Origin of the sequence: Streptomyces macrolidinus, from assembly GCF_023887685.1 — a bacterium.
Lineage (GTDB): Bacteria > Actinomycetota > Actinomycetes > Streptomycetales > Streptomycetaceae > Streptomyces > Streptomyces macrolidinus.
The window spans coordinates 86670-111590 of the sequence record NZ_JAMWMR010000017.1; the positions used below are offsets into that span (position 1 = coordinate 86670).

The 24921-nt window shown below is 69.7% G+C and carries 21 protein-coding genes; 10 read left to right on the plus strand and 11 right to left on the minus strand.

The annotated features are described in order from the left end of the window. Positions 1-37 precede the first annotated feature (37 nt). The gene (gene ngcE / locus NGF19_RS19345; RefSeq protein ID WP_252426247.1) at positions 38-1501 is read right to left on the minus strand and encodes an N-acetylglucosamine/diacetylchitobiose ABC transporter substrate-binding protein; all 1464 of its coding nucleotides are present in this window, start codon (positions 1499-1501) and stop codon (positions 38-40) included. Between the two features lie 419 nt (positions 1502-1920). Between ngcE and NGF19_RS19350 the strand changes: the two genes are divergently transcribed. Beyond that, positions 1921-5313 carry a GH92 family glycosyl hydrolase gene (locus tag NGF19_RS19350; RefSeq protein ID WP_372505695.1) on the plus strand — a complete coding sequence of 1131 codons (3393 nt, stop codon included), beginning with the start codon at positions 1921-1923 and terminating at the stop codon, positions 5311-5313. Between the two features lie 213 nt (positions 5314-5526). Beyond that, a complete protein-coding gene (locus tag NGF19_RS19355; protein WP_252426248.1) occupies positions 5527-5823 on the plus strand; it encodes a hypothetical protein in 297 nt (98 codons plus the stop codon). Between the two features lie 65 nt (positions 5824-5888). Here NGF19_RS19355 and acnA read toward each other — a convergent pair whose 3' ends face one another. Then, positions 5889-8606, minus strand: coding sequence for an aconitate hydratase AcnA (acnA, locus tag NGF19_RS19360; RefSeq protein WP_308288502.1), 2718 nt, complete (start codon positions 8604-8606; stop codon positions 5889-5891). A gap of 255 nt (positions 8607-8861) precedes the next feature. On the opposite strand from acnA, the gene NGF19_RS19365 reads away from it, so the two are divergent. Together NGF19_RS19365 and NGF19_RS19370 are read left to right on the plus strand one after the other, a co-directional pair. Next, positions 8862-9599, plus strand: coding sequence for a maleylpyruvate isomerase family mycothiol-dependent enzyme (locus tag NGF19_RS19365; RefSeq protein ID WP_252426251.1), 738 nt, complete (start codon positions 8862-8864; stop codon positions 9597-9599). A gap of 112 nt (positions 9600-9711) precedes the next feature. After that, the gene (locus NGF19_RS19370) at positions 9712-11241 is read left to right on the plus strand and encodes a UDP-N-acetylglucosamine 1-carboxyvinyltransferase (RefSeq protein ID WP_252426252.1); all 1530 of its coding nucleotides are present in this window, start codon (positions 9712-9714) and stop codon (positions 11239-11241) included. Between the two features lie 161 nt (positions 11242-11402). Here NGF19_RS19370 and NGF19_RS19375 read toward each other — a convergent pair whose 3' ends face one another. After that, complete coding sequence (locus NGF19_RS19375; protein WP_252426253.1) at positions 11403-12629, minus strand: MFS transporter; 1227 nt, start codon at positions 12627-12629, stop codon at positions 11403-11405. A 714-nt stretch (positions 12630-13343) separates the two neighbouring features. Here NGF19_RS19375 and NGF19_RS19380 point away from each other — a divergent pair. Continuing rightward, complete coding sequence (locus NGF19_RS19380) at positions 13344-13757, plus strand: redoxin domain-containing protein (protein ID WP_252426255.1); 414 nt, start codon at positions 13344-13346, stop codon at positions 13755-13757. 89 nt (positions 13758-13846) lie between these two features. Here the strand turns inward: NGF19_RS19380 and NGF19_RS19385 are convergent, their stop codons facing one another. After that, on the minus strand, positions 13847-14257 hold the full coding sequence (locus NGF19_RS19385; protein ID WP_252426257.1) for a MerR family transcriptional regulator: 411 nt from the start codon (positions 14255-14257) through the stop codon (positions 13847-13849). 387 nt (positions 14258-14644) lie between these two features. Between NGF19_RS19385 and NGF19_RS19390 the strand changes: the two genes are divergently transcribed. Further along, on the plus strand, positions 14645-15025 hold the full coding sequence (locus tag NGF19_RS19390; RefSeq protein WP_252426258.1) for a hypothetical protein: 381 nt from the start codon (positions 14645-14647) through the stop codon (positions 15023-15025). Positions 15026-15083: 58 nt separating this feature from the next. Here NGF19_RS19390 and NGF19_RS19395 read toward each other — a convergent pair whose 3' ends face one another. From NGF19_RS19395 to NGF19_RS19405, 3 genes are read right to left on the minus strand one after another with little or no spacing between them, the layout of a single operon-like run. After that, entirely contained in the window at positions 15084-15275 is a 192-nt protein-coding gene (locus NGF19_RS19395; protein WP_252426260.1) for a DUF397 domain-containing protein, read from the minus strand. Between the two features lie 18 nt (positions 15276-15293). Beyond that, positions 15294-15485, minus strand: a complete 192-nt coding sequence (locus NGF19_RS19400; RefSeq protein ID WP_252426261.1) for a DUF397 domain-containing protein — start codon at positions 15483-15485, stop codon at positions 15294-15296. Beyond that, on the minus strand, positions 15482-16336 hold the full coding sequence (locus tag NGF19_RS19405; protein ID WP_252426262.1) for a helix-turn-helix domain-containing protein: 855 nt from the start codon (positions 16334-16336) through the stop codon (positions 15482-15484). The genes NGF19_RS19400 and NGF19_RS19405 overlap by 4 nt, the downstream gene beginning before the upstream one ends. A gap of 172 nt (positions 16337-16508) precedes the next feature. Between NGF19_RS19405 and NGF19_RS19410 the strand changes: the two genes are divergently transcribed. Together NGF19_RS19410 and NGF19_RS19415 are read left to right on the plus strand one after the other, a co-directional pair. After that, positions 16509-16961 carry an ATP-binding protein gene (locus NGF19_RS19410; RefSeq protein WP_252426264.1) on the plus strand — a complete coding sequence of 151 codons (453 nt, stop codon included), beginning with the start codon at positions 16509-16511 and terminating at the stop codon, positions 16959-16961. A 47-nt stretch (positions 16962-17008) separates the two neighbouring features. After that, entirely contained in the window at positions 17009-17569 is a 561-nt protein-coding gene (locus NGF19_RS19415) for a GNAT family N-acetyltransferase (RefSeq protein WP_252426265.1), read from the plus strand. A gap of 78 nt (positions 17570-17647) precedes the next feature. On the opposite strand, the gene NGF19_RS19420 is transcribed toward NGF19_RS19415, so the two are convergent. From NGF19_RS19420 to NGF19_RS19430, 3 genes are all read right to left on the minus strand, one after another. Then, on the minus strand, positions 17648-18070 hold the full coding sequence (locus tag NGF19_RS19420; RefSeq protein ID WP_252426266.1) for a DUF6299 family protein: 423 nt from the start codon (positions 18068-18070) through the stop codon (positions 17648-17650). Between the two features lie 133 nt (positions 18071-18203). After that, positions 18204-18626, minus strand: coding sequence for a RidA family protein (locus tag NGF19_RS19425; RefSeq protein ID WP_252426268.1), 423 nt, complete (start codon positions 18624-18626; stop codon positions 18204-18206). Next, positions 18623-19822 (minus strand): acyl-CoA dehydrogenase family protein, encoded by a 1200-nt coding sequence (locus tag NGF19_RS19430; protein WP_252426269.1) that lies wholly within the window; start codon positions 19820-19822, stop codon positions 18623-18625. The genes NGF19_RS19425 and NGF19_RS19430 overlap by 4 nt, the downstream gene beginning before the upstream one ends. Before the next feature lie 141 nt (positions 19823-19963). On the opposite strand from NGF19_RS19430, the gene NGF19_RS19435 reads away from it, so the two are divergent. Next, complete coding sequence (locus tag NGF19_RS19435; RefSeq protein ID WP_252426270.1) at positions 19964-21715, plus strand: AMP-binding protein; 1752 nt, start codon at positions 19964-19966, stop codon at positions 21713-21715. Between the two features lie 15 nt (positions 21716-21730). Then, the gene (locus tag NGF19_RS19440; protein ID WP_252426272.1) at positions 21731-22543 is read left to right on the plus strand and encodes a PaaX family transcriptional regulator; all 813 of its coding nucleotides are present in this window, start codon (positions 21731-21733) and stop codon (positions 22541-22543) included. Between the two features lie 24 nt (positions 22544-22567). Here the strand turns inward: NGF19_RS19440 and NGF19_RS19445 are convergent, their stop codons facing one another. After that, the gene (locus tag NGF19_RS19445; RefSeq protein WP_252426274.1) at positions 22568-24919 is read right to left on the minus strand and encodes a bifunctional salicylyl-CoA 5-hydroxylase/oxidoreductase; all 2352 of its coding nucleotides are present in this window, start codon (positions 24917-24919) and stop codon (positions 22568-22570) included. Positions 24920-24921 lie beyond the last annotated feature (2 nt).

A 24921-nucleotide genomic window follows, 5' to 3' on the forward strand; every position in this document is an offset into this window, starting at 1 on the left:
GGCCGCGGGAACGGCCGACGTCGGCGGTGACGGATCCTCACTGGTGCTTGTAGTGCTTGACCGACGAGTCCTTGGCGGTCTCGTCGGCGAAGCCCTGGATCTTCTTGATCGTCTCGGCCGGAGTGAGGCGGCCGGCCATCATCTCGCCGAGACAGGCCACACCGATCTTCTCCTTCTCCAACTGCACGTACCAGTCCTGAAGGCGCGGGTTCAGGACGTTGTCCCCGGCCTTCTCCAGCGCGGCGGCACCGGACTTGAGACCCGGGGTGAGGTCGATGCCCGTGGTGCCGCCGTTGAACGCCGACAGCGACTTGACCTTGGCGGTGAAGTTCTTCGAGGACTCCTCGCTGAGCATGATGCGAAGCTGCTCCATGCCGCCCCCGGGGTTCTTCGCCTGGGCCGGGACGATGAAGGGCTCGCCACCGGAGGCCCAGATCGTGCCGAAGGGCAGCTTGTCGGAGGAGTCGATGCCCGAGGGCGCGGAGACGGCGAGGTCGAAGTCGGCCGGGATGACCTTCGCGGACTCGTTCTCCACCCAGGAGCCGTTCGGGAGGAACAGCGCCTCGCCCTTGGCCCAGGCGGTCTGCGACTGGATGTGGTCGAGACCGGGGGTGCCCTTGAGGATGTAGCCCTTCTGGTACAGCTCGTAGTACGCCTCGAGACAGACCTTGACCGCCGGGTGCTTCCAGGCGTTCGGCTCCAGGTTGTCGATGGCGTCGAGGACGTCGCGCCCGCCGACCTTGCCGATCATCGGGTACAGCGAGAAGGGGATGTAGTACGGGTACTTGCCCGCGTACGTCCAGCCGGCCATGCCCTTCTTCTTGGCCTTGGCGCAGACCTTGAGCATCTCGTCCCAGGTCTCGGGGTACTTCTCGTCGAGGGAGTCCAGGGCCTTCTGCGAGTACCAGACGCCGTAGACGTTGTAGGCGTAGTACAGGATCCAGACCGGGCTGCCGTCGAACTGGCCCATCTCGACGATGCCCGGCCGCAGTGTGTCGCGGACCTTCTTGTTCGGGTCGTCGTAGGACGGCGCGTCGAGGAGCGGGGTGAGGTCGGTCAGTTGCTTCTTGCCGACGAGGCCGCCCATGTCCATCTGGTCGGCGCCGGAGTTGTCGATGAGGTCCGGCGGGTTGCCCTGGTTGAACCGGGGCTGGAGGACGGTCCCGATCTTCTGGGTGGGGAAGAACTTGGTCTTCGCCTTGGGGAAGTTCGTCTGGTAGATCTTCACCGCGTCCTCGGCGTACTCCTTGCCGAGGCCGCCGTCGAAGAGCACGAACTCCATCTGTCCGGTCTCGTCCGCGCCCAGCGGGTTCTTCGCGGTCTTCTTGCCGGTCTTGGGCTTGTCGTCGCTGCCGCCGCCTCCGCTGCTGGCGCAGGCGGACAGGAAGCTCATCGTGGGCACGGAGACCAGGCCGAGTGCGGCGGACCGCTTGATGAGGTCGCGTCGGCCGACGCCCCCGGTGGTGGTGCTCTCATGGTGCTCGCCGGAAGTGGATCCCATGCTCAAGTCCTCGCCTTCTCCAGGACTCAGGCGGTGAACCGGATCCTCCCCGGCACCGCGATGATGGTGAAGCTCGGGTCGTGCATGAGGGATTCAGTGGGACGGCGCCGCAGCCGGTCGTGCTCGGCCGGTCGACCGTCTTCCGATTCCCCCCGGTCGTGCCTGCCCGCGACCGCCGTTCGGCTGGTGATGGCTGCCCGGACGCCGACAGGTATAGTCCACTTCACGTGAGCTGAGCAAGATCGAGCGCAAGGTTGGCTCCGCGCTTTTCGAAGTTGAGACCTCACGGAAACACGAAACGCCCGCGCGTCCCATCGAACGGGACATCCGCCGCATCGGGCTCGAATGGCACACTCAACACCGTGACATCACTGACCACTTGGTCCCTTTCGGATCCTTGCGCAGTCAAGGTGACAACGTTGTCTCACCCGTTATCCGCGCGGGGAGCCCGTTCGCGCAGGCACCGACCACGGGGCGGCCGGGCCTCCACCGCGCTCGTGGTCGCGGTCGCCTTCGCGCTGCTCGTGACGGCTCAGGGCGCGGCGGTGGCGACCACCACGCAACACGCCCCCTCCGCACAGGAGTTCGCATCCTCGTTCGAACCCGGTGATCCCGCGCCGACCTGGGTGGACACCCCCGACACCGCGGCGGACGGCGCGCGGCGGTCCTCCGGCGTGACCGACGGGCCCGGCACGGGCATGCGCTCGACGGTGGACCACGGCCCGAGCAACTCCCCCACCGCCAAGGCGAATGCGGGCTTCACGGGCAGGTACGCCCTGCGGTACGCGGGAGCGCACACGGCGCGCGGCCGGGCGTACGCGTACAACAAGATCTTCCACGTCGGTCTGCGCGTCGACCGCGACACCCGACTCTCGTACCGGGTCTTCCCGTCGATGGCGGACGGGGTCCGGGACTACGCGGCCACCTACGTCTCCGTCGACCTCGTCTTCACCGACGGCACCTCGCTCAGCCGCCTCGGCGCGGTCGACCAGCACGGCTTCCCGCTCAGTCCGCGGGGGCAGGGCGCGGCGAAGGTCCTGTCCGTCAACCAGTGGAACGACGTGGTCGCGCGGATCGGGTCGGTCGCGGCCGGGAAGACCGTGGACCGGATCCTGGTGGCCTACGACGCGCCGAAGGGACCGGCCAGGTTCCAGGGCTGGCTCGACGACCTCGCCCTGAAGACCGTACCGCCCGAGAAGCCGAAGGCGCATCTGTCCGACTACGCGCTGACGACGCGCGGCACCAACTCCAGCGGCACCTTCTCGCGCGGCAACACCCTCCCGGCGATGGCCCTGCCGCACGGCTTCACCTTCTGGACGCCGGTGACCGACGCATCCTCGCTGAGCTGGCTGTACGAGTACGCGCGGGGCAATGACGCCGCCAACCTGCCGAGAATCCAGGCGTTCGGCGCGAGCCATGAGCCGAGTCCGTGGATGGGCGACCGGCAGACGTTCCAGGTGATGCCGTCGGCCGCGTCGGGCACCCCGGACACCGGGCGCACCGCGCGGGCGCTGGCGTTCCGGCACGAGCGGGAGACCGCGCGTCCGTACTACTACGGGGTCACCTTCGAGAACGGCCTGCGGGCGGAGATGGCGCCGACCGACCACGCGGCGGTGCTGCGGTTCACCTATCCCGGCGACGACGCGAGCGTGCTCTTCGACAACGTGACGGCGCAGGGCGGGCTGACCCTCGACAAGGCGAGTGGGACCGTCACCGGCTTCTCGGACGTGAAGTCCCCCCTGTCGACGGGGGCGACCCGGCTGTTCGTCTACGGCGTGTTCGACGCGCCCGTGACGGACGGGGCCGCCTCGGGGGTGAAGGGGTATCTGCGGTTCAGGCCGGGCGCCGACCGCACGGTGACCCTCCGGCTCGCGACCTCGCTGATCAGCGTGGAGCAGGCGAAGGCCAATCTGCGCCAAGAGGCCCCGGACGGCACGTCGTTCGAGGCGGTGAAGGACCGGGCCCGGTGGGCCTGGGACGAGCTGCTTGGGAAGGTGGAGGTCGAGGGAGCGACGCCGGATCAGCTCACGACGTTGTACTCCTCGCTCTACCGGCTGTATCTGTACCCCAACTCGGGTTTCGAGAAGGTGGGTTCGGTGTACCGCTACGCGTCTCCCTTCTCCCCCATGACCGGTGCGGACACGCCCACGCACACCGGGGCGAAGGTCGTCGACGGCAAGGTGTACGTCAACAACGGCTTCTGGGACACCTATCGGACCACATGGCCCGCGTACGCGCTCCTGACGCCTAGTCAGGCAGGCGAACTGGCCGATGGTTTCGTCCAGCAGTACAAGGACGGCGGCTGGACCTCCCGTTGGTCCTCCCCCGGGTACGCCGACCTGATGACCGGCACGTCCTCGGACGTGGCGTTCGCGGACGCCTATGTCAAGGGTGTGCGGTTCGACGCGCGGGCCGCCTACGACGCGGCCGTGAAGAACGCGACGGTCGCGCCGCCCTCGTCCGGTGTCGGCCGCAAGGGCATGGTGACCTCACCGTTCCTCGGCTACACCACCACCGCTACCGGCGAGGGCCTGTCGTGGGCGATGGAGGGCTACATCAACGACTACGGCATCGCGAAGATGGGCCGGGCGCTGTACCGGGAGACCGGCACGAAGCGCTACGAGGAGGAGTCGGCGTACTTCCTGAACCGCGCCCGTGACTACGTCCGCCTCTTCGACACGAGGGTCGGCTTCTTCCAGGGCCGGGACGCCCGAGGTGCCTGGCGGCTGGACCCGGCGCACTACGACCCTCGGGTGTGGGGCGGCGACTACACGGAGACGAACGGCTGGGGCCTCGCCTTCACGGTCCCGCAGGACAGCCGGGGCCTGGCGAACCTGTACGGCGGGCGGGCGCGGCTCGCGGCCAAGCTCGACCGGTACTTCACCACGCCCGAGACGGCTGCGCCGCGGTTCGCGGGGTCGTACGGCCGTGTCATCCACGAGATGACGGAGGCGCGTGACGTCCGGATGGGCATGTACGGGCACTCCAACCAGCCCGCGCACCATGTGATCTACCTGTACGACGCGGTCGGGCAGCCGTGGAAGGCGCAGGCGAAGGTCCGCGAGGTCCTCTCCCGGCTGTACACCGGCAGCGAGATCGGGCAGGGATACCTCGGCGATGAGGACAACGGTGAACAGTCGGCGTGGTATCTGTTCTCGGCGCTGGGCTTCTATCCGTTGGTGATGGGCAGTGGTGAATACGCCGTCGGATCACCGTTGTTCACCAAGGCGACGGTGCATCTCGACAACGGCCGGGACCTCGTCGTCAACGCACCGAAGAACAGCGCGAAGAACGTGTACGTCCAGGGTCTCCGGGTCAACGGCACGGCGTGGACGTCGACTTCGCTGCCGCACGCGCTGCTCGCCCGGGGCGCGGTGCTGGACTTCGCCATGGGTCCGCGGCCGTCGGCCTGGGGCACGGGGAAGAACGCGGGGCCGGGCTCGATCACGCGGGACGACCGGGTGCCGTCGCCGCGTACGGACCAACTCCTGGGCACAGGACCCTTGTTCGACGACACATCGGCGACCGAGGCGAGCGTGACGAGCGTGGACCTGCCGGTGGGGGGCCGCACCAAGGCGGTGCAGTACACCCTGACGTCCCCGGCCGACCACACGCGGGCCCCGGCGGGCTGGCGGCTCACGGCCTCGGAGGACGGTACGCACTGGACGACGCTGGACCGGCGCGAGGGCCGGGCCTTCGCCTGGGACCGGCAGACGAGGGTGTTCTCGATCCCGCGCCCCGCCGCGCACACGCGCTATCGGCTGGTGCTGGACAAGGCGTCGACCTTGGCGGAGGTGGAACTGCTGGGCTGACGTGGGCGACGAACCGGCGGACGGCCGCGAGGTCACGCAAGGTCACTCGTGGGGGCGGTGTTGTCGGCGCCGGGACGCGCGAGGGCAACCCTGGTGCTCTCGTGGTCATCTAGCTAACGAACGCAATGGCCGGGGAGAGGGCGGGCTGTGCACGGTTCCGGTGCGGACGGTGGCCGCGAGAGGGGCACCGCCGGTTCCTGGTGGGCGCCCGCGGTGGCGAACCTTCTGATCGGCGCGGTGGCGATCGTTCCGGGCCTGTGTGTCCGATGGCTGTTGACCGGGCATGAACTGGCCCGCTGCGCCGAGCGGTTGGGCTGCAAGGAGCCCGCGGGCAACACCCTCGGCATGACGCTCGGCGCGGTGCTGGGCGGCGCGTTCGTCGTCGGGATGGTGCTGGTGGTGGATGTCCTCATACCGTGGCAGGAGGGCAGACGGCCGCATCTGTGGCTCGGCATGACGGCCCTGGTCCCCGCACCGTTCGCGATCGCCCAGGCCGCGGGGTGGATCTAGGGCCTGGTACGGCGAAGGGCCGCACCCCCGTGGGGATGCGGCCCTCAACTGCCCTGCCGGACCGCTTACTTGCGGATCAGGCTGCGCAGCACGTACTGCATGATGCCGCCGTTGCGGTAGTAGTCGGCCTCACCGGGGGTGTCGATGCGGACGACCGCGTCGAACTCGACGCCCGTGTCGGTGGTGACCTTGACCGTGCGCGGCGTGGTGCCCTCGTTCAGCTCGGTGACGCCGGAGAAGGAGAAGGTCTCCTCGCCGGTCAGGCCGAGGGAGTCGGCCGAGGCGCCCTCCGGGAACTGGAGCGGGAGCACGCCCATGCCGATGAGGTTCGAGCGGTGGATGCGCTCGTACGACTCGGCGATGACGGCCTTGACGCCGAGCAGCGCGGTGCCCTTCGCGGCCCAGTCGCGGGACGAGCCGGAGCCGTACTCCTTGCCGGCCAGGACGACCAGCGGGGTGTTCTGCGCGATGTAGTTGCGCGAGGCGTCGTAGATGAAGGAGACCGGACCGCCGTCCTGCGTGAAGTCGCGGGTGTAGCCGCCCTCGGTGCCCGGCGCGATCTGGTTGCGCAGACGGATGTTGGCGAACGTACCGCGGATCATCACCTCGTGGTTGCCGCGGCGGGAACCGTAGGAGTTGAAGTCGCGACGCTCGACGCCGTGCTCGGTGAGGTACTTGCCGGCCGGGGTGTCGGCCTTGATCGCACCGGCCGGGGAGATGTGGTCGGTGGTGACCGAGTCGCCCAGCTTGGCGAGGACACGGGCGCCCGCGATGTCCTGGACCGGCGCCGGCTCCATGGCCATGCCCTCGAAGTACGGGGGCTTGCGGACGTAGGTGGACTCCGCGTCCCACTCGAAGGTGTTGCCGGTCGGGATCGGCAGCGCCTGCCACTGGGCGTCGCCCGCGAAGACGTCCTGGTAGGACTTGTTGAACATGTCCTCGCCGATGGCGTTGGCGACGACATCGTTGACCTCGGCCTCCGAGGGCCAGATGTCCTTCAGGTAGACCGGGTTGCCGTCCTGGTCGGTGCCCAGCGCTTCCTTGGTGATGTCCATCTTCATGGAACCCGCGAGGGCGTACGCGACGACCAGCGGCGGGGAGGCCAGATAGTTCATCTTGACGTCGGGGTTGATACGGCCCTCGAAGTTCCGGTTGCCGGAGAGGACCGAAGTGACCGCGAGGTCGTGCTCGTTGACGGCCTTGGAGACCTCCTCCGGCAGCGGGCCGGAGTTGCCGATGCAGGTGGTGCAGCCGTAACCGACCAGGTTGAAGCCGACCTTGTCCAGGTACGGCGTCAGGCCCGCCTTGTCGAAGTAGTCCGTCACGACCTTCGAGCCCGGCGCGAGGGTGGTCTTGACCCACGGCTTGCGGGTCAGGCCCTTCTCGACCGCCTTCTTGGCCACCAGGGCGGCGGCGACCATGACGTACGGGTTCGACGTGTTGGTGCAGGACGTGATGGCGGCGACCGTCACCGCGCCGTGGTCCAGGGTGTAGGTCGTGCCGTCGGGGGCGGTGACCTGGACCGGGTTGGACGGCGTGCCGTTCGGGTGGAGGGCCGGGGCGTCGGAGGCCGGGAAGGACTCCACGCCCGCCTCGTCCACGGTGTCGACGTAGTTGCGGACGTCCAGCTTGAACTGCTCGGCGGCGTTGGCGAGGACGATGCGGTCCTGCGGGCGCTTCGGGCCGGCGATCGAGGGCACGACGGTGGACAGGTCCAGCTCGAGCTTCTCGGAGAAGTCGGGCTCGGCCTTCGGGTCCAGCCAGAGGCCCTGCTCCTTGGCGTAGGCCTCGACCAGGGCGACCTGCTGCTCGCTGCGGCCCGTCAGGCGCAGGTAGTTCAGGGTCTCACCGTCGATCGGGAAGATCGCGGCGGTGGAGCCGAACTCCGGCGACATGTTGCCGATGGTGGCGCGGTTGGCCAGCGAGGTGGCGGCGACGCCCTCGCCGTAGAACTCGACGAACTTGCCGACGACACCGTGCTTGCGGAGCATCTCGGTGATGGTCAGCACGAGGTCGGTGGCGGTGGTGCCGGGCTGCAGCTCGCCGGTGAGCTTGAAGCCGACGACGCGCGGGATGAGCATGGAGACCGGCTGGCCGAGCATCGCGGCCTCGGCCTCGATGCCGCCGACGCCCCAGCCGAGGACGCCGAGGCCGTTGACCATGGTGGTGTGGGAGTCGGTGCCGACGAGGGTGTCGGGGTACGCCTGACCACCCCGGACCATGACGGTACGGGCCAGGTGCTCGATGTTCACCTGGTGGACGATGCCGGTGCCCGGCGGGACGACCTTGAAGTCGTCGAACGCGGTCTGGCCCCAGCGCAGGAACTGGTAGCGCTCGCGGTTGCGGCCGTACTCCAGGTCGACGTTCTGCTTGAAGGCCTCGCTGGTGCCGAACTTGTCCGCGATGACGGAGTGGTCGATGACCATCTCGGCCGGGGAGAGCGGGTTGATCTTCGCCGGGTCGCCGCCGAGCGCCGCGACGGCCTCACGCATGGTGGCGAGGTCCACGACACAGGGCACGCCGGTGAAGTCCTGCATGATCACGCGGGCCGGCGTGAACTGGATCTCCTGCGACGGCTGGGCCTGGGAGTCCCAGTTGCCGAGAGCGCGGATGTGGTCGGCGGTGATGTTCGCGCCGTCCTCGGTGCGGAGCAGGTTCTCCAGCAGAACCTTGAGGCTGTACGGCAGGCGGGCCGAGCCCTCCACCTTGTCCAGCCGGAAGATCTCGTACGACTCGTCGCCCACCTGCAGCGTGCTGCGGGCGTCGAAGCTGTTCGCCGACACGACAGTCTCCTTCATTGATGTGCGCGTACCACCGCAATCCTGCCGCCACGCGTCTCGGTCGACCCGCTGAGGTAAGGCTAAGTTAGGCAGCCCTTACCGGAATGGCGACGGCGGTGCCTTCGGCAGATATCTCGATGTCGAGATAACTCTAGTACATAGGTGCGGGATGGTCATGCCGGACGCCCTTCGCGCCCACCTCTTTCCGGATTGCCGGAACGTCCGGACAGCGCCGGAGGCGGCTGCTAGAACGTGAAGATGACTCAGACACCTCCATTCGAGGAACTCCTGTCCCAGATCGAGGAACGCTCCGCCGCGCTGCTCCAGGTCTGTGACTCCGCCGACGATCTCGGCTCAGCCGTTCCCAGTTGTCCGGGCTGGTCGTTACGGGACCTGCTGGTGCATCTCACGCAGGCGCAGCGCTTCTGGACCGCCGTCGTCCAGGCCGGGCCGAGCGAGCAGCCGCCGGGGGCACCCGAGCGCTCCGCGGAGTTGGCCGCGGCGACCGAGGCGTTCGTCGGTGCGCTGCGCGAGGCCGGGCCCGAGGCGGGGTGCTGGGGCTGGTGGGCCGCTTCCGGGGCACCCGTGACGGTCGGTGTGGCCGCCCGCCGCCAGGTCTACGAGGCCGCCGTCCACGCCTACGACGCCCAGCTCGCCGTGGGCAGCCCGCAGCCGGTCCCCTCGGCGATCGCGGTGGACGGCATCGACGAGTTCCTCACCGTGCTCCTCGGCGCCTGCGGCCCCTGGCCGCACGACCCCGTCCGTATCGCCCTGCACACCACCGAGGGCCCCTCCTGGCTGCTCGACCTCGGCCCCACCGGCGCCCGCGTGCTCGACAGCCCGGCGACCGCCGACGCGTCGCTCCACGGCTCCGCGAGCGACGTACTCCTCACGCTCTACGGCCGCCTCCCGCTGGCCGGCCTGCGCACCGAGGGCGCCGACACCATCCTCCAACACCTCCTCGACTGGCCGCCGCTGAGCCAAGCCGCCGACTGAGCCGCTGGTCGAGCCGTTCGTTGAGCCGTTGGAGTGCGCGTCCCTGAGGGTCGGTCACCCGAATGGACCCCCTCAGGAGGTGCCATCTCATATCTGAGATAGCCTCAACCTCATGTCAGACGACTACCTCGTACGTATCGGCAAGCTCATCCGTGACGCCCGCCAGCACCGTGGCTGGACACAGGCACAGCTCGCCGAGGCGCTCGGCACCAGCCAGAGCGCCGTCAATCGCATCGAGCGCGGCAACCAGAACATCAGCCTTGAGATGATCGCCCGCATCGGCGGGGCGCTGGACAGCGAGATCATCTCCTTGGGCTACGCGGGCCCCATGCATCTGCGCGTGGTCGGCGGCCGTCGGCTCTCCGGCGCCATCGACGTGAAGACGAGCAAGAACGCCTGCGTGGCCCTGCTGTGCGCCACCCTGCTCAACAAGGGGCGTACGGTCCTGCGCCGGGTCGCCCGCATCGAGGAGGTCTACCGCCTGCTGGAGGTGCTCGGGTCGATCGGCGTACGGACCCGGTGGATCAACGACGGCGTCGACCTGGAGATCCTGCCGGGCGCCGACCTCGATCTGGACGCCATCGACGCCGAGGCCGCCCGCCGCACGCGCTCGATCATCATGTTCCTCGGCCCGCTGCTGCACCGCGTGGACCGCTTCAGGCTCCCGTACGCGGGCGGCTGCGACCTCGGGACGCGCACCATCGAGCCGCACATGATCGCGCTGCGCCGGTTCGGCCTCGACGTGACCGCCACCGAGGGTCAGTACCACGCCGTGGTGGACCGGTCTGTCTCCCCCGGCCGCCCGATCGTGCTGACCGAACGCGGCGACACCGTGACCGAGAACGCGCTGCTGGCCGCCGCCCGCCACGACGGCGTCACGGTCATCCGCAACGCGTCCTCCAACTACATGGTCCAGGACCTCTGCTTCTTCCTGGAGGCCCTCGGCGTCAAGGTGGAGGGCATCGGCACCACCACACTCACCGTGCACGGCGTACCGAACATCGACGTCGACGTCGACTACTCCCCCTCGGAGGACCCGGTCGAGGCGATGAGCCTGCTGGCCGCCGCGGTCGTCACCGAGTCGGAGCTGACGGTGCGCCGGGTGCCGATCGAGTTCCTGGAGATCGAGCTGGCGGTGCTGGAGGAGATGGGGCTCGACCACGACCGCTCCTCCGAGTACGTAGCCGACAACGGCCGTACGCGCCTGGTGGACCTGACCGTGCGGCCCTCCAAGCTGGAGGCTCCGATCGACAAGATCCACCCGATGCCGTTCCCCGGCCTGAACATCGACAACGTCCCGTTCTTCGCGGCCATCGCGGCCACCGCGCAGGGCAAGACGCTGATCCACGACTGGGTCTACGACAACCGGGCCATCTACCTGACCGACCTGAACCGGCTCGGCGGACGCCTCCAACTCCTCGACCCCCACCGGGTGTTGGTCGAGGGCCCGACCCGCTGGCGCGCCGCCGAGATGATGTGCCCGCCCGCGCTGCGCCCGGCGGTGGTCGTCCTGCTGGCGATGATGGCGGCCCCGGGCACGTCGGTACTGCGGAACGTGTACGTCATCAACCGCGGCTACGAGGACCTGGCCGAGCGACTCAACTCGGTGGGGGCGCAGATCGAGATCTTCAGGGACATCTGACACTCCTCGTCGGCGGCACCGCCGCCCCCTCCGACTCGTTCAGGTGTGTTCGGTGTGCCCGTTCGGGTACACCGAACGGCGCGGGAACACATTTGGAGTGAGGGGCGCCGCGGCTTCGCGGCGCCCCTCACTCCCTTGTGCCGGTTCCTGTGCGGAGGTGATCAGGTGCCGGCGGGCTGGGACTCGGTCATGTCCTGGGGCTCCCCGGCGGATCCGGCCGCACCCGATTCCTGGGGCGCGGCCTTCGGGATGAGGAAGAACGAGAGGGTCATCATCACGGTGGCTGCGACGGGCACCCACTTGATGTCGGCGAACCCGACGATGGCTCCACCGATCGCGCCGGCCACGCCGGTACCCAGGTAGAGACCGGAGATGTTGAGCGCCAACGCGGTCATCCCGACCTGGGGTCCGGCCGCGCCCATGATGCTGCCCTGGATGGGCGGGTTGAGCCCCCAGGCCCAGACGGCCCAGAAGGCGATGACGACTCCCAGCACGATCGGGTTACCGATGCCGCTGAACACCAGCAGCGCGGCAAGCGCCAGCCCGATGACATGCCCCCCGATGACCAGCTTCAGGCCCGTCCGCGGCCCCCTGGCATCGATCGCGCGACCGGCCAGCAGCGCGCCCGCGAGACCGGCGACGCCCACGATGAAGAGCATGACGGACAGCATGTGGTAGGACCCGTGCGCCACCTCCGTGGTGTAGGCCCCAAGGTAGGTGTAGAACATCAGACCACCGCTGGCCGCCAGGAAGGTGACCATCACGAGTCGGAGAACCGCGGCGTTACGCAACGGGCTGAGCCGTTCCTTGAGCGGCGCGGAGTTGCTTCCGGGGATGTTCGGTGCCGTGACGAGGAGGCCGAGGGCAGCGATCGCCCCGACACCGGCGATCAGCCAGAAGGTCGCCCGCCAGCCGAAAGCACCGCCCAGCCACGAACCGAGCGGAACTCCCGTGAACAGGGCGGCCGTCATACCCGAGGTGACGACACCGAGGTATCGGCCCTGCATGCCCTCCGGGGCGCCCATGGCCGTCGTGGTGAAGGCCGCGGAAGTGACGATGGCCGCGGCGAGACCGGCGAAGACGCGGGCCCCCATGAGGATCCAGTAACCGGGGGCAAGGGCGGCGACCACGTTGGCCACCACGAAGCACAGGAGCCCGACGATCATGACACTGCGTTTGGGGAAGCGCTCGCAGACGACTGCCAGCGTCGGTGCGCCCAGCGCGTAGACCACGGCGAAGACCGTCACCAACTGCCCAGCGGCGGAGAGGCTGACGTCGAGGTCGGCGGCGATCGTCTTGAGTACACCGGCGATGATGAATTCATCGGTGGCTGTGGCCAAGAGAGTCAAGAACAACACGAACAGCCAACTCGGCAGTCTTTGCTTCATGGTTGTGAATCCTCCGCCTTACCCGCTGAAATCCGCACCGGAGCACCCATGCCGCGCCCCCGTGCTCATCTCGATTGCGTGTTCCGAAATGAGTCGGCCGAATTCACGGCCGACATGGTGATGCCCGCAGGAATGCACGCTAGGTGGTTACACTGGTGTCAAGGTCAAGCCGGACCGCGGCAGCACGTGCTTCCGTGACATGGGCGAAGCGGCTCAACGCCGGGGTGCAGGGTGGCACAGCAAGGCCGAAGTGCCTGGTCAGCGAGGTATTGAAGCGCTGTTCACAACGGTTCCCGGACCCTCCCGACTGATTCCGCATCCGGGCCCGCTCCGCCTTCTCCGGCGTCCCCGCGTCACACCCGACCGACAGTCGCCGCCCTCGGCCCCGGCCGCTCGACGTCCGGTTACTTCTCGATTCCAGGCCACCCAACGCCCACCTGATTCACGGAAGTTGACAGCAAGACGTCCGGGTGATCAGGTATATGTCCTGGCAGCGAAAGTTCTTCTTTCGCGATGAAGGCAGTCACGATTCATATCCACCTCGCACGCCTGCATTCGAAATGACGCGCAGCGAGAAGGGAAGTCGACATGAACAGTGCCCACGACGTCATCACCGCTCCACCCCGTCCACGCACCAAGGCCCCGTCATTGATCGTTCCCCTGGTCGGTGGCGGCACGTGAAACCTCACCGAGCAAAGTCCCCGGAACTTCACGGTGATCGTCTTCTACCGGGGCCTGCACTGCCCCGCTTGCCGGGGCCAGTTGAACCAGATGGAGCAGCGCTTCGACGACCTCCAGGCCCTCGGAGTCGACCCGGTGGCCATCAGCGCCGATTCACGGGAGCGCGCCGAGCGCGCCCGGACCGAGTGGGGCCTCACGAAGGTACCGGTGGGGTACGACCTGCCGGTGTCGGTCATGCGCGACTGGGGCCTGTTCGTGTCCGGGTCCGCGAACGACCAGGAGCCGGAGCGCTTCAACGAGCCTGGCCTGTTCCTGGTCAAGCCGGACCAGGAGCTGTACTACGCGTCCATCCTCAACATGCCGTTCGGTCGGCCACCGCTGGACGAGCTGATCGGGGGCATGGCCTTCGTACTCGACCGGGCGTACCCCGCCCGCGGTGGTGTCTGACGCTTCACCGCCTCGTAGCGGCGCGCCTCCGTGGCATCCGGTGTCGGCAGTCGGCACCCGCCACGGAGGCAAGCAGTGGACACGGTCTCTCAGACCCCTTGGGCCTGCTTCAGCAGGGCGGCGAAGTCGCCGGCGCCCGAGTGCGTGCGGAGCATGGCGATTCTTTCGGTCAGCTCCTCACGGTGGCGCTGCAACAACGCCGCCTTCTCGTCGATCACGGCCAGCCTCTCCTCGTACATGGCAATCGCGTGGTCGGCGTTCTCGCAGGACATGAAGTCGATCACGTCCATGGACAGACAGGGGGCGACTCGCTGAATGTCGTCGACGGTCAATCCCGCCTGTAGCAGCCCTTGGACGTTGAGCACGGCGTTGACCGCGTCCTCGCTGTACTCCCGCCATCCCTTGTCGGTCCGGTGCGCGTGCAGCAGCCCCTTCTGCTCGTAATATCGGATGGACCGGCGGCTCACGCCAGTGCGCTCGGACAACTCCCCGATCTGCACGACCTCTCCATTCACACCGAAGGACTGGATCCTGGACGCAACGCCATGGTCCGCTGTGTCTGCCGCAATCGGCAACGGGACGACGTGCGTTCCGTGATGCCATGGACCCGTACCGGGACGTCCGCGTGATCGCCCTCGACCGCACATGGTAGCCACCTCGTCACCGACCTCGTGGGTTTCGGGCGTCATCCCCAGGGCGGGCAGCCCAGGGCAGCCCTTCGGTCGAGGCACAATCGTCCCGTGGTACGTCGAAGCCAGACCAGCAACCCTCGTTCGGCCGTTGTCCTGACCTCGGGTACGGGTTGGGGTACCCGTGCCGCGTCTCAGCGACGGAGCAGCGGGGCCGAGTCACCCATACCCCGGCGGCAGCCCGGGAAGATCAAGGCGTTGCAGCAGACCATCGAAGTGGCCCGCACAGCGATCAACGCCAAGCGCTGGCATGCGGCGCGTTACGCGCTCAGCCGGGCTCGGGCCCTCGCCAACGCCCTCCCCGCCGACGTGGCTGTCCAGGAACGCGAGCAACTCTCAGCGCTCCGCGAGAAGTTCGCGGCTCGTAACACGACGGCCGCGAAGAACGCCAGGCAGGCGAAGTCGACGCCGGCCGGGCGGGTGGGCGGCAAGACGCCTGCCCCGAGGAAGTCCACGGCGAAGAACACGACGCAGAAGCCGAAGCCCGCACCCGTCCGCGACCTCGGTGACCGTTTCATCAACCGCGCGTCCCTCGGCTACGGTCCTACGGACGAGACGAAGAGCCCCCGAACGCGGTGAAGGCGTGCCGTCCGCCGCTCCGACACCGGGCACAGCGGACGGCACATCCTCAAGCCACTCAGCGCTCCGCCGCGAACCGCACGAACCGGCCCCAGCCTTCACGGCCCATCGTGAAGGCCGGGCGCCTCACGTCCTTGGAGTCCCGTACGTGAACGGCCTGTTCAGCGATCGCCACCTCCACGCAGCTGTCGCCCTGGCTGCCGCTGTAGCTGGACTTGGACCAGGCGAGTTCCGGCGTGCCGCTGCTCATAGCTCTCCTCGCAGTCGCTCAGCGCTCTGACGCGAACCGCACGAACCGGCCCCAACCTTCGCGACCCACGACGAAGGCCGGGCGCCTCACGTCCTTGGAGTCCCGCACATGAACAGCCTGTTCAGCGATCGCTACCTCCACACAGTCATCGCCCTGAGTACCGCTGTAGCTGGACTTGAACCAGGCGAGTTCCGGCGTGCCGCTGCTCATAGCTCTCCTCGCAGTCGCTCCAACAGGTCCCTGGACTCCTTCGGATTCAGGGCCTGTGAGCGCAGTGTGTCATAGCGTCGACAGAGCAGGCTCATCTCTTTCGGGTCGGAGATCAGTCGTCCGTTCTGCTGCCCTTCGGAGTACCCAAGTCGCCGCCCCTCCGAGGTCTCCAAGATTCGCACGGGCCCGTCCAGGCAGCCATGGAACTCCAGCTCCAGCGGGACCACTTGAAGCGTGATGTTGCGTGGCGCGGTGACCTCAAGCACATGGTCCAGCATGTTCAACTGCACCTGTGAACCTCCGAGCCGCCGCCGGAAGACCGACTCCTCCACGATGAACCCGAACGGCACGGTCGGCCGATCCCGCATCATCGCCTGCCGCTGCAACCGCGCGGCCAACTGCGCCTCCGTCTGCTCGTCGGTCAGCAGCGGAATGCTGTTGTCGAACACCGCCCGCGCATACGCCTCCGACTGCAACAGCCCCGGCACCAGCCTGCACTCGTACGTACACAGGCCCACCGCTTCCCGTTCCAGCCTCGCCCACTGGCGGAACCAAGCCGCGAGACCCACCTCGCTTCGGCTCAGGAACCGGGCGGCCTTGCGCAGCGCACCCGTGTTGCCGAGCGCTCCCTCCGCGCGGTCCACGAAGGCGTCGTCCGGCATTCGGCGGCCCAACTCCACCGACTCCACGATGTGTTTGGAGAACTGGACGAGAGCAGCCAGCTCGGCGCGGCTGAGCCCAGCGTGCTCCCGCAGCGCCTGGACCACCGCGCCGAACGTGCGCAGACTGTCCGATGGATGAGGCTCCCGCTCCCACTCGACCTCACCCGCGCCCCCTTCGACGTTGCCCATCCGCCGCCCCTCTCCTCGTACCGCGCCGCGGCAGCCCCTTGCGCCGCTCCCTACACACAACTCAGCGTGACGCAGCCGTCCGCGTACTGTCCACTCTTCGTGCCCGTACGCTGACTCACCGTACGAGGCGCGCCGCTCGCCCTCACCCGTGCGCGACCGCCACGCTGACCCCATGAACCAAGCGTTTCCCCAAGTCAGCGCGCCTGAACGCATGTTCACGCAGCTACTGTCCTCCACGCGGCGCGGCGCCCGACTCGCCCGGCTTCTCAGCGTCACCGAACTGCGGTTCTGGGATGCCCCGCAAGACCTCACGGAGCGCGCCGAGTTCGTCGTCGGTGAACTCGCCTCCAACGCCGTGCTCCACGGCCGCGTGCCCGGCCGCAGCTTCCGGCTCACACTCGTCTTCGACCCGGCGGCCGGTCGCCTCCGTATCGAGGTCACCGACGCCCGCGGGGACCGGTATCCGCGGATCCCCGCGATGGACGCGGAACTTGACGCGCTGCACTGCGGCGGGCGTGGCCTGTCGTTGGTGGCCGCTCTCGTCGACCACTGGGACACCGCCCCCTACCCGCCCAGCGGCAAGACCGTCCGGGCGGTGCTCTCCACGTCGACGCCCAACGGCTGACGAGAACGGCGTTGCCTCCGAAGTGGCGGTGCGGAAGACTCGACCGGGTGCGTGATCATCTGGAGGCTTCCGCGGGCTTGTGGCTGCGTCGCTGGTCGGCCGCGGACGCGCCGTCGGTGTTGGCCGCGTTCGCGGAGCCGTTGATGGAGCGTCAGGCGCGTGAGCCCGTGGTCTCGTTGGAGGCAGCCGAGCGGTGGCTCGCGGGCCAGGCCGAGCAGTGGGGCTCGGGTACCGCCTTCGCCTTCGCGGTGGTCGATGCCGCGGACAGCGTGGTGGGCAATGTCGCGGTCCGGGTCACGGACCGGCGGCATCGGACCGGGTGGGTGTCGTACTGGACTACGGCGTCGGCCCGCGGCCAGGGTGTCGCGTCACACGCGTCCCGGGCGCTGGCGCGTTGGGCCTTCGACGAACTCGACTTGTTCCGGCTGGAGTTGGCCCATCGGGTCGACAACCCGGCGTCCTGCAAGGTGGCCAGGGCGGCCGGGTTCGCCGTGGAGGGCGTCGAGCGGCGGAGGTTGGAGTACGACGGCGTGCGCTACGACGTCGAGCGTCATGCGCGGCTGGCGACCGACGACGAGCCCCCGTGTGAGAGGTCGTCGCGCGCGTGATCCGGCGGCCCGGCGCTCCCGACACGCCACGCGCGGCGGGGAGTTCACAGGAGTGCCGGGGCCGTTCGCCGTACGGGGTCAGCGTCTGACCAGGGTGATGGTCTTTCGCTGGACCGCGTGGAAGTGGGGCAGGGGCAGTCCGTGGCCGCTCAGTTCCATCAAGGTGGCCTCCACATAGGCCCGGCCCAGGTGGTACACGCCTTCGTTGCGCTCCGAGTTGGCCCAGCGGTGCCAGGTGCCGTCGCAGATCGCCATGGTGCCGCCGATGCCGTGGCGTACGCGGGGGTCGCGCTGGGAGATCGAGGAGGCGATGAAGGTGGGACCGGTGCTGTGCCGACAGCGGTAGCTGCCGGAGAGGGTCAGCACGCCGTAGCGGGTGAGACGTCCGGTCGAGTCGATCGTCAGCCTGTCGTACGAGCCGGAGGTGGCGCCCGCGGCGGGGGCGGCGGACAGCAGCAGGGTGGCCGCGACGGCCGCGCCGAGGGCATGGCGCAAGGACATGGGAGTACCTCCTGGTGTGGGGAATTCCCACAGGTACCGGGAGGTCGGGCGCGGAGGTGTGATCGTCACCCCTTCGGTGGCGAGTTGGGGTCCGGCTTCCGTACGAGGGGGCTACGGGTTCCGCACGAGGGGGTTACGGGAGGACCGCGAATCCGTCGAGTTCCACCAAGGCTTCCTCGTCCCAGAGGCGGGTGATGCCGACGACGGCCATCGCGGGGTAGTCACGGCCCGCCAACCTCCGCCAAACGGCGCCGAGTTCGGGCGCGTGGGTACGGTAGTCGGCCACGTCGGTGGCGTAGACGGTGACGCGGGCGAGGTCGGCGGGGGTGCCGCCCGCGGCGCGCAGGGCGTCGAGCAGGTTGGTCAGGGCCCGTTCGAACTGCTCCGGCAGGGTGGCGCCGACCACCTTGCCGTCCGCGTCGAGCGCGGTCTGGCCCGCCAGGAACACCACCCGCGACCCGGTGGCGACGACGGCGTGACTGAAGCCCGACGGCCGGGACAGCGTGGGCGGGTCGACGCGCGAGAGGACGGGTCGGTCGGTGCGTTCGGTGGTCACGATGCCTCCACGGTGGCGTACAACTCCTTGGCGATGATGCCGCGTTGGACCTCGCTCGCGCCCTCGTAGATCCGAGGTGCGCGTACCTCTCGGTAGAGGTGTTCCAGGAGGTGGCCGCGGCGCAGGGCGCGGGCGCCGTGCAACTGGACGGCGGTGTCGACGACATACTGCGCCGTCTCGGTCGCCAGCAGCTTCGCCATGGCGGCGCGGCGCGGGACGTCCGGGGCCTGCGCGTCGTACGCCGTCGCCGCCGCGTAGACCATGAGGCGGGCCGCCTCGGTGCGCAGGGCCATCTCGGCGACCTGGTGGGAGACGGTCTGGAGGTCCTTGAGCGCGCCGCCGAACGCCTGTCGGCGTGTGGTGTGGGCGAGGGTCGCGTCCAGGGCGGCCTGTGCCATGCCCACGGCGAAGGCGCCGACGCTGGGGCGGAAGAGGTTGAGGGTGCCCATGGCGACACGGAAGCCGCGGTCGGGCTCGCCGAGGAGGTCGTCCGTCGTGACGGGTACGGCGTCGAAGGCGAGGGCGCCGATGGGGTGCGGCGAGAGCATGTCCAGCGCGGTGCCGGTCAGGCCCGTGCGATCGGCGGGCACCAGGAAGGCGGTCACGCCGCGGGAACCCGCGCCGGGGGTGGTGCGCGCGAAGACGGTGTAGAAGTCGGCCTCGGGGGCGTTGGAGATCCAGCACTTCTCACCGGTGAGCCGCCAGCCCCGACGACCGTCGCGCTCGGCACGCACCGAGCTCTCGCCATGGCGTACCGGGCCGTCGCCCTCGCCCGTCGTCCCCCCTCCGTCCGGCTCCGCCCGCAACGCGAGTGCCCCCGCGTCCGAGCCCGCGTCCGGTTCCGTCAGGGCGAAGGCGGCCACCGTGGAACCGTCGCGGACGCCGGGGAGCCAGCGGTCGCGCTGGGCCCCGGTGCCGTACGCGTGCACGGGGTACGCGCCCAGGCCCTGGAGGGCGAGCGCCGTCTCCGCCTCCGTGCAGGCGTACGCGAGGGACTCCCGCATCAGGCACAGGTCGAGCGCGCCGGAGGTGAACAGCCGCTCCAGCAGCCCGAGTCGGCCGAGTTCGCTGACGAGCGCGCGGTTGACGCGGCCAGGCTCGCCCTTCTCCGCGAGCGGGCGCAGCCGCTCCTCGGCCGCCGCGCGCAGTTCGGCGCGCCAGGCGGTGCGCGCCGGGTCGAGTGAGAATGCGCTCATGGCCGGTCCCCTCTCCCTGACGGCGCACCGGGGGCGCCGGGCGCCGGGCTGTTCCTCCGACCGTATCGCGAAGCATTGACTGTCGTCACCAACACGATACGCTCGATGCGCGAGCCCACCACGACAAGGGGGCGAACCGCCATGGACCCGAGGGACGCCACAAGCGCCACCAGTCCTACAAGCGCCACCAGTCCCACCAGCGCCACGGACACCGCGGACCCCGCGCCGGCACCGACGTCGGCCGAGGCCACCCGCACCGCCCACGTCGACACCTTCGCGCGCGACCACCTCCCGCCCCCCGAACTGTGGCCCGAGCTGCGCTTCGACCTGCCCGAGCTGCGCTACCCCGAACGGCTGAACGCCGCCGTCGAACTGCTCGCCCGCACTGCCCCCGAGCGCCCCGCCTTCCGTACCGCGGACGGCGAGGTGTGGACGTACGGACAGCTCCGCGCCCGGGTCGACCGGATCGCCCACGCGCTCACCTCCCACCTCGGCGTCGTGCCGGGCAACCGGGTCCTGCTGCGGGGACCCACCACCCCGCGGTTGGCGGCGTGCTGGCTCGCGGTGCTGAAGGCGGGCGCGGTCGCCGTCACCGTGCTGGCCCAGCAGCGCGCGCACGAGTTGCGCACGATGTGCGAGATCGCCCGGGTGAGCCACGCCCTGTGCGACGCGCGCGTGGCCGACGACCTGGTGAAGGCCGACGTCCCCGGACTGCGTCTCACCACCTACGGCGGTGACGGCCCCGACGACCTGTCGCGGCTGCCCACGTCCGAGGAGCCGTACGCGCCCGTGGACACGGCGGCGGACGACGTGGCGCTGATCGCCTTCACCTCGGGCACCACGGGGCGCCCGAAGGGCTGTGTGCACTTCCACCGCGATCTGCTGGCCATCGCGGACACCTTCTCCCGCCATGTGCTCGGGCCGCGCCCCGACGACGTGTTCGCGGGCAGCCCGCCGCTCGGCTTCACCTTCGGGCTCGGCGGGCTCGTGATCTTCCCGCTGCGGGCCGGGGCCAGCGCCCTGCTGCTCGAACAGGCGGGCCCGCGGCAGTTGTTGCCCGCGATCGCCGCACACCGGGTCTCCGTACTGTTCACCGCGCCGACCGCGTACCGCGCGATGCTCGACGAGCTGGACGGGTACGACATCACCTCGCTGCGGCGCTGTGTGTCGGCCGGTGAGAACCTGCCCGCGGCGACCTGGCGCGCCTGGCACGAGCGCACCGGGCTGCGCGTCATCAACGGCATCGGCGCCACCGAGCTGCTGCACATCTTCATCTCCGCCGCGGACGGCCTGATCCGCCCCGGAACCACGGGAGTTCCGGTACCGGGATGGCAGGCGCGGATACAGGACGCCGACGGCAGACCTCTGCCCGACGGCGAACCCGGACTGCTCGCGGTGCGCGGCCCGGTCGGCTGCCGCTATCTCGCCGACCCGCGGCAACGGCAGTACGTGCGAGGCGGCTGGAACATCACCGGGGACACCTATGTCCGGGGCTCCGACGGCTACTTCCGCTATGTCGCACGCGCCGACGACATGATCATCTCGGCGGGCTACAACATCGCCGGACCCGAGGTCGAGGACGCCCTCCTGCGCCACCCCGACGTCATCGAGACGGCGGTCGTCGGACGGCCCGACCCGACACGTGGGCAGATCGCGGTGGCGTACACCGTCCTCCGGGCGGGCGCGTCCCGTGACCCGGAGGCCTTACGGGCCTTCCTGCTCGCGGAGTTGGCGCCCTACAAGTGCCCCCGCGAGTTCCTCTTCGTGGACGCGCTGCCGCGCACCGCGACGGGCAAGCTCCAACGGTTCCGGCTGCGCATGGAAGAGAGCGCGGACGAGAGCACGGTCGAGAGCACGGACGTCAAGTCGGCACCCGCGGACGGTGATGGCTGACGCGGACGATCTAGAGTGATCAACGTGTCCGATCAGCACGCTCCCCGGTCCCTCATCGTCACCTTCTACGGCGCGTACGGCCGTTTCGTCCCCGGCCCGGTTCCGGTGGCCGAGCTGATCCGGCTGCTCGCCGCGGTCGGCGTCGACGCGCCCTCCGTCCGCTCGTCGGTGTCACGGCTCAAGCGGCGCGGACTGCTCGTACCGGAGCGCACCGCGACGGGCGCGGCCGGGTACGCGCTGTCCCCGGACGCCCGGCAGTTGCTGGAGGACGGCGACCGGCGCGTGTACGCGACGACGTCCCCGAAGGACGAGGGCTGGGTGCTCGCGGTGTTCTCGGTACCGGAGACGCAGCGGCAGAAGCGGCATCTGCTGCGCTCCCGGCTCGCCGGGCTCGGCTTCGGAACGGCGGCCCCCGGGGTGTGGATCGCCCCGGCCCGGCTCTACGAGGAGACCCGGCACACGCTGACGCGGCTGGATCTCGACCCCTATGTGGACTTCTTCCGCGGTGAGCACCTCGGCTTCGCACCGACCGCGCAGGCCGTGGCCCGCTGGTGGGACCTGAACGCGCTCGCCGAACAGCACGAGGCCTTCCTCGACCACCACGCCCCGGTGCTGCGGAGGTGGCAGCACCGCAAGGACACCCCGCCCGAGGAGGCGTACCCCGACTATCTGCGCGCCCTGGACTCCTGGCGCCATCTGCCCTACGTCGACCCGGGGTTGCCCGCCGAACTGCTCCCGGAGGACTGGCCGGGTGCCCGTTCGAGCGAGGTCTTCCGGGCGCTGCACGAGCGGTTGCGGGACGCGGGCGCGGCCTTCGCCGGGGTGTAGTCCCCCACTTGGCTGGTGTCTTGCTCAACTCCCCAGCGTGAGCCGGGGTTTCGGGGCGTCCGTGCGGCCGGTCTGCGGGCGGCGGCTGCCTGCCCGGTAGGGTGCGGGCCACTGGACGCCCGGTCCGCTGTAGCCCTGCTCGGCCGCCGCGTGCAACGTCCAGTGCGGGTCGTACAGATGGGGCCGGGCGAGCGCGCACAGATCCGTACGCCCCGCCAGGATCAGGGAGTTGACGTCGTCCCAGGACGAGATGGCGCCCACGGCGATCACCGGGATGCCGGTCTCGTGGCGGATGCGGTCGGCGAACGGTGTCTGGTACGAGCGCCCGAACGCGGGCCGTTCCTCGGCCACCACCTGTCCCGTCGACACATCGATCGCGTCCGCGCCGTGGGCCGCGAAGGCGCGGGCGATCTCGACGGCCTCCTCGGCGGTGGTGCCGCCCTCGGCCCAGTCGCTCGCGGAGATCCGTACGGTCATCGGCTTCTCCTCGGGCCACATCGCGCGCACGGCGTCGAAGACCTCCAAGGGGAAGCGGAGCCGCTTGGCCAGCGTGCCGCCGTAGGCGTCGGTGCGGCGGTTGGTGAGCGGCGAGAGGAAGCCGGAGAGCAAGTAGCCGTGGGCGCAGTGGAGTTCGAGGAGATCGAAGCCCGCGCGGGCGGCCCGATGGGCGGCGGCCGTGAACTGCTCGCGGATATCGGTCAGTTGGGCGCGGGTCAGCTCGCGGGGGGTCTGGCTTCCCGGCTTGTACGGGAGCGGGGAGGCGGCCACGAGCGGCCAGTTACCCCTCGGGAGCGGCTCGTCCATGCCCTCCCACATCAGCTTCGTGGAGCCCTTGCGTCCGCTGTGCCCGAGCTGTACGCCGATCGCGGTGCCCGGTGCCTGCGCGTGCGCGAAGTCGGTGATCCGTCGCCATGCCTCGGCCTGGCGCCCGGTGTAGAGCCCGGCGCAGCCCGGGGTGATCCGGCCCTCGGGGCTCACGCACACCATCTCGGTCATCACCAGAGCGGCCCCGCCGAGCGCCCGTGCGCCCAGGTGGACGAGGTGGAAGTCGCCCGGGACGCCGTCGCGCGCGGAGTACATGTCCATCGGTGAGACCACCACCCGGTTGCGCAGGGTCAGGCCGCGCAGCCGGAAGGGGGTGAACATCGGGGGTGTGCCGGGCGGGCAGCCGAAGTCCCGCTCCACGGCCTCGGTGAAGCGGGCGTCCCGCAGGCGCAGGTTGTCGTGGGTGACCCGGCGGCTGCGGGTGAGGAGGTTGAAGGCGAACTGCCGGGCGGGCTGGTCGAGATAGAGGGCGAGGTTCTCGAACCACTCCAGGCTGGCGCGTGCCGCGCGTTGGGTGGAGGCGACGACCGGGCGCCGCTCCTCCTCGTAGGCGGTGAGGGCCTCGCGCAGCGAGGGGTGCTCCTCCAGGCAGGCGACCAGGGCGAGGGCGTCCTCCACCGCGAGCTTGGTGCCGGAGCCGATCGAGAAGTGCGCGGTGTGCGCGGCGTCGCCGAGGAGGACCAGGTTGTCGTGCGACCAGTGCGCGTTGACGACCGTACGGAAGGCGGTCCAGGCGGAGTTGTTGGACCGCAGCGGCCTGCCCTGGAGGGCGTCGGCGAAGATCTTGGCGCAGCGCTCGATCGTCTCGGCGGTGTCCAGCTCCGCGAACCCGGCCGCCCGCCACACCTCCTCGCGCATCTCGATGATCACTGTGGAGGCGCCCGCGGAGGTGTCCGAGGAGGCGCCCGAGGGGGTGTCGGCCGCGGTGGTCGGGCGGGCGTAGGGGTAGCCGTGCAGTTGCATCACGCCGTGCTCGGTCTCGGCGATCTCGAAGCGGAACGCGTCGAAGGCGAAGTCCGCGGCGAGCCAGATGTAGCGGCAGCGGTGCTCCTCGATAGAGGGCCGGAACTCCTCGGCGTACGCCGCGCGCGTGGTGCTGTGCACGCCGTCGGCGGCGATCACCAGGTCGTACTCCGCCATGAGGCGGGCCGGATGCGGGACTTCGGCGCGGAAGCGCAGGTCGATGCCGAGGGAGCGGCAGCGCTCGTGCAGGATCTCGAGGAGCCGCCGCCTGCCGAGCGCGGCGAAGCCGTGGCCGCCCGAGGTGTGGCGGGTGCCCCGGTGCACGATGTCGATGTCGTCCCAGCGCACGAACTCGTCCTTCAGCGCCGCATGGACGACCGGGTCGGCGTGTTCGATGCCGCCGAGGGTCTCGTCGGAGAGGACGACCCCGAAGCCGAAGGTGTCGTCGGGGGCGTTGCGCTCCCAGACGGTGATCTCGCGGGCGGGGTCGAGGCGTTTGAGCAGAGCCGCGGTGTACAGCCCGCCGGGGCCGCCGCCGATGACGGCCACACGCAGGGGCCGCCCCGCTTCCGTGCGTACCGCTGTCATGG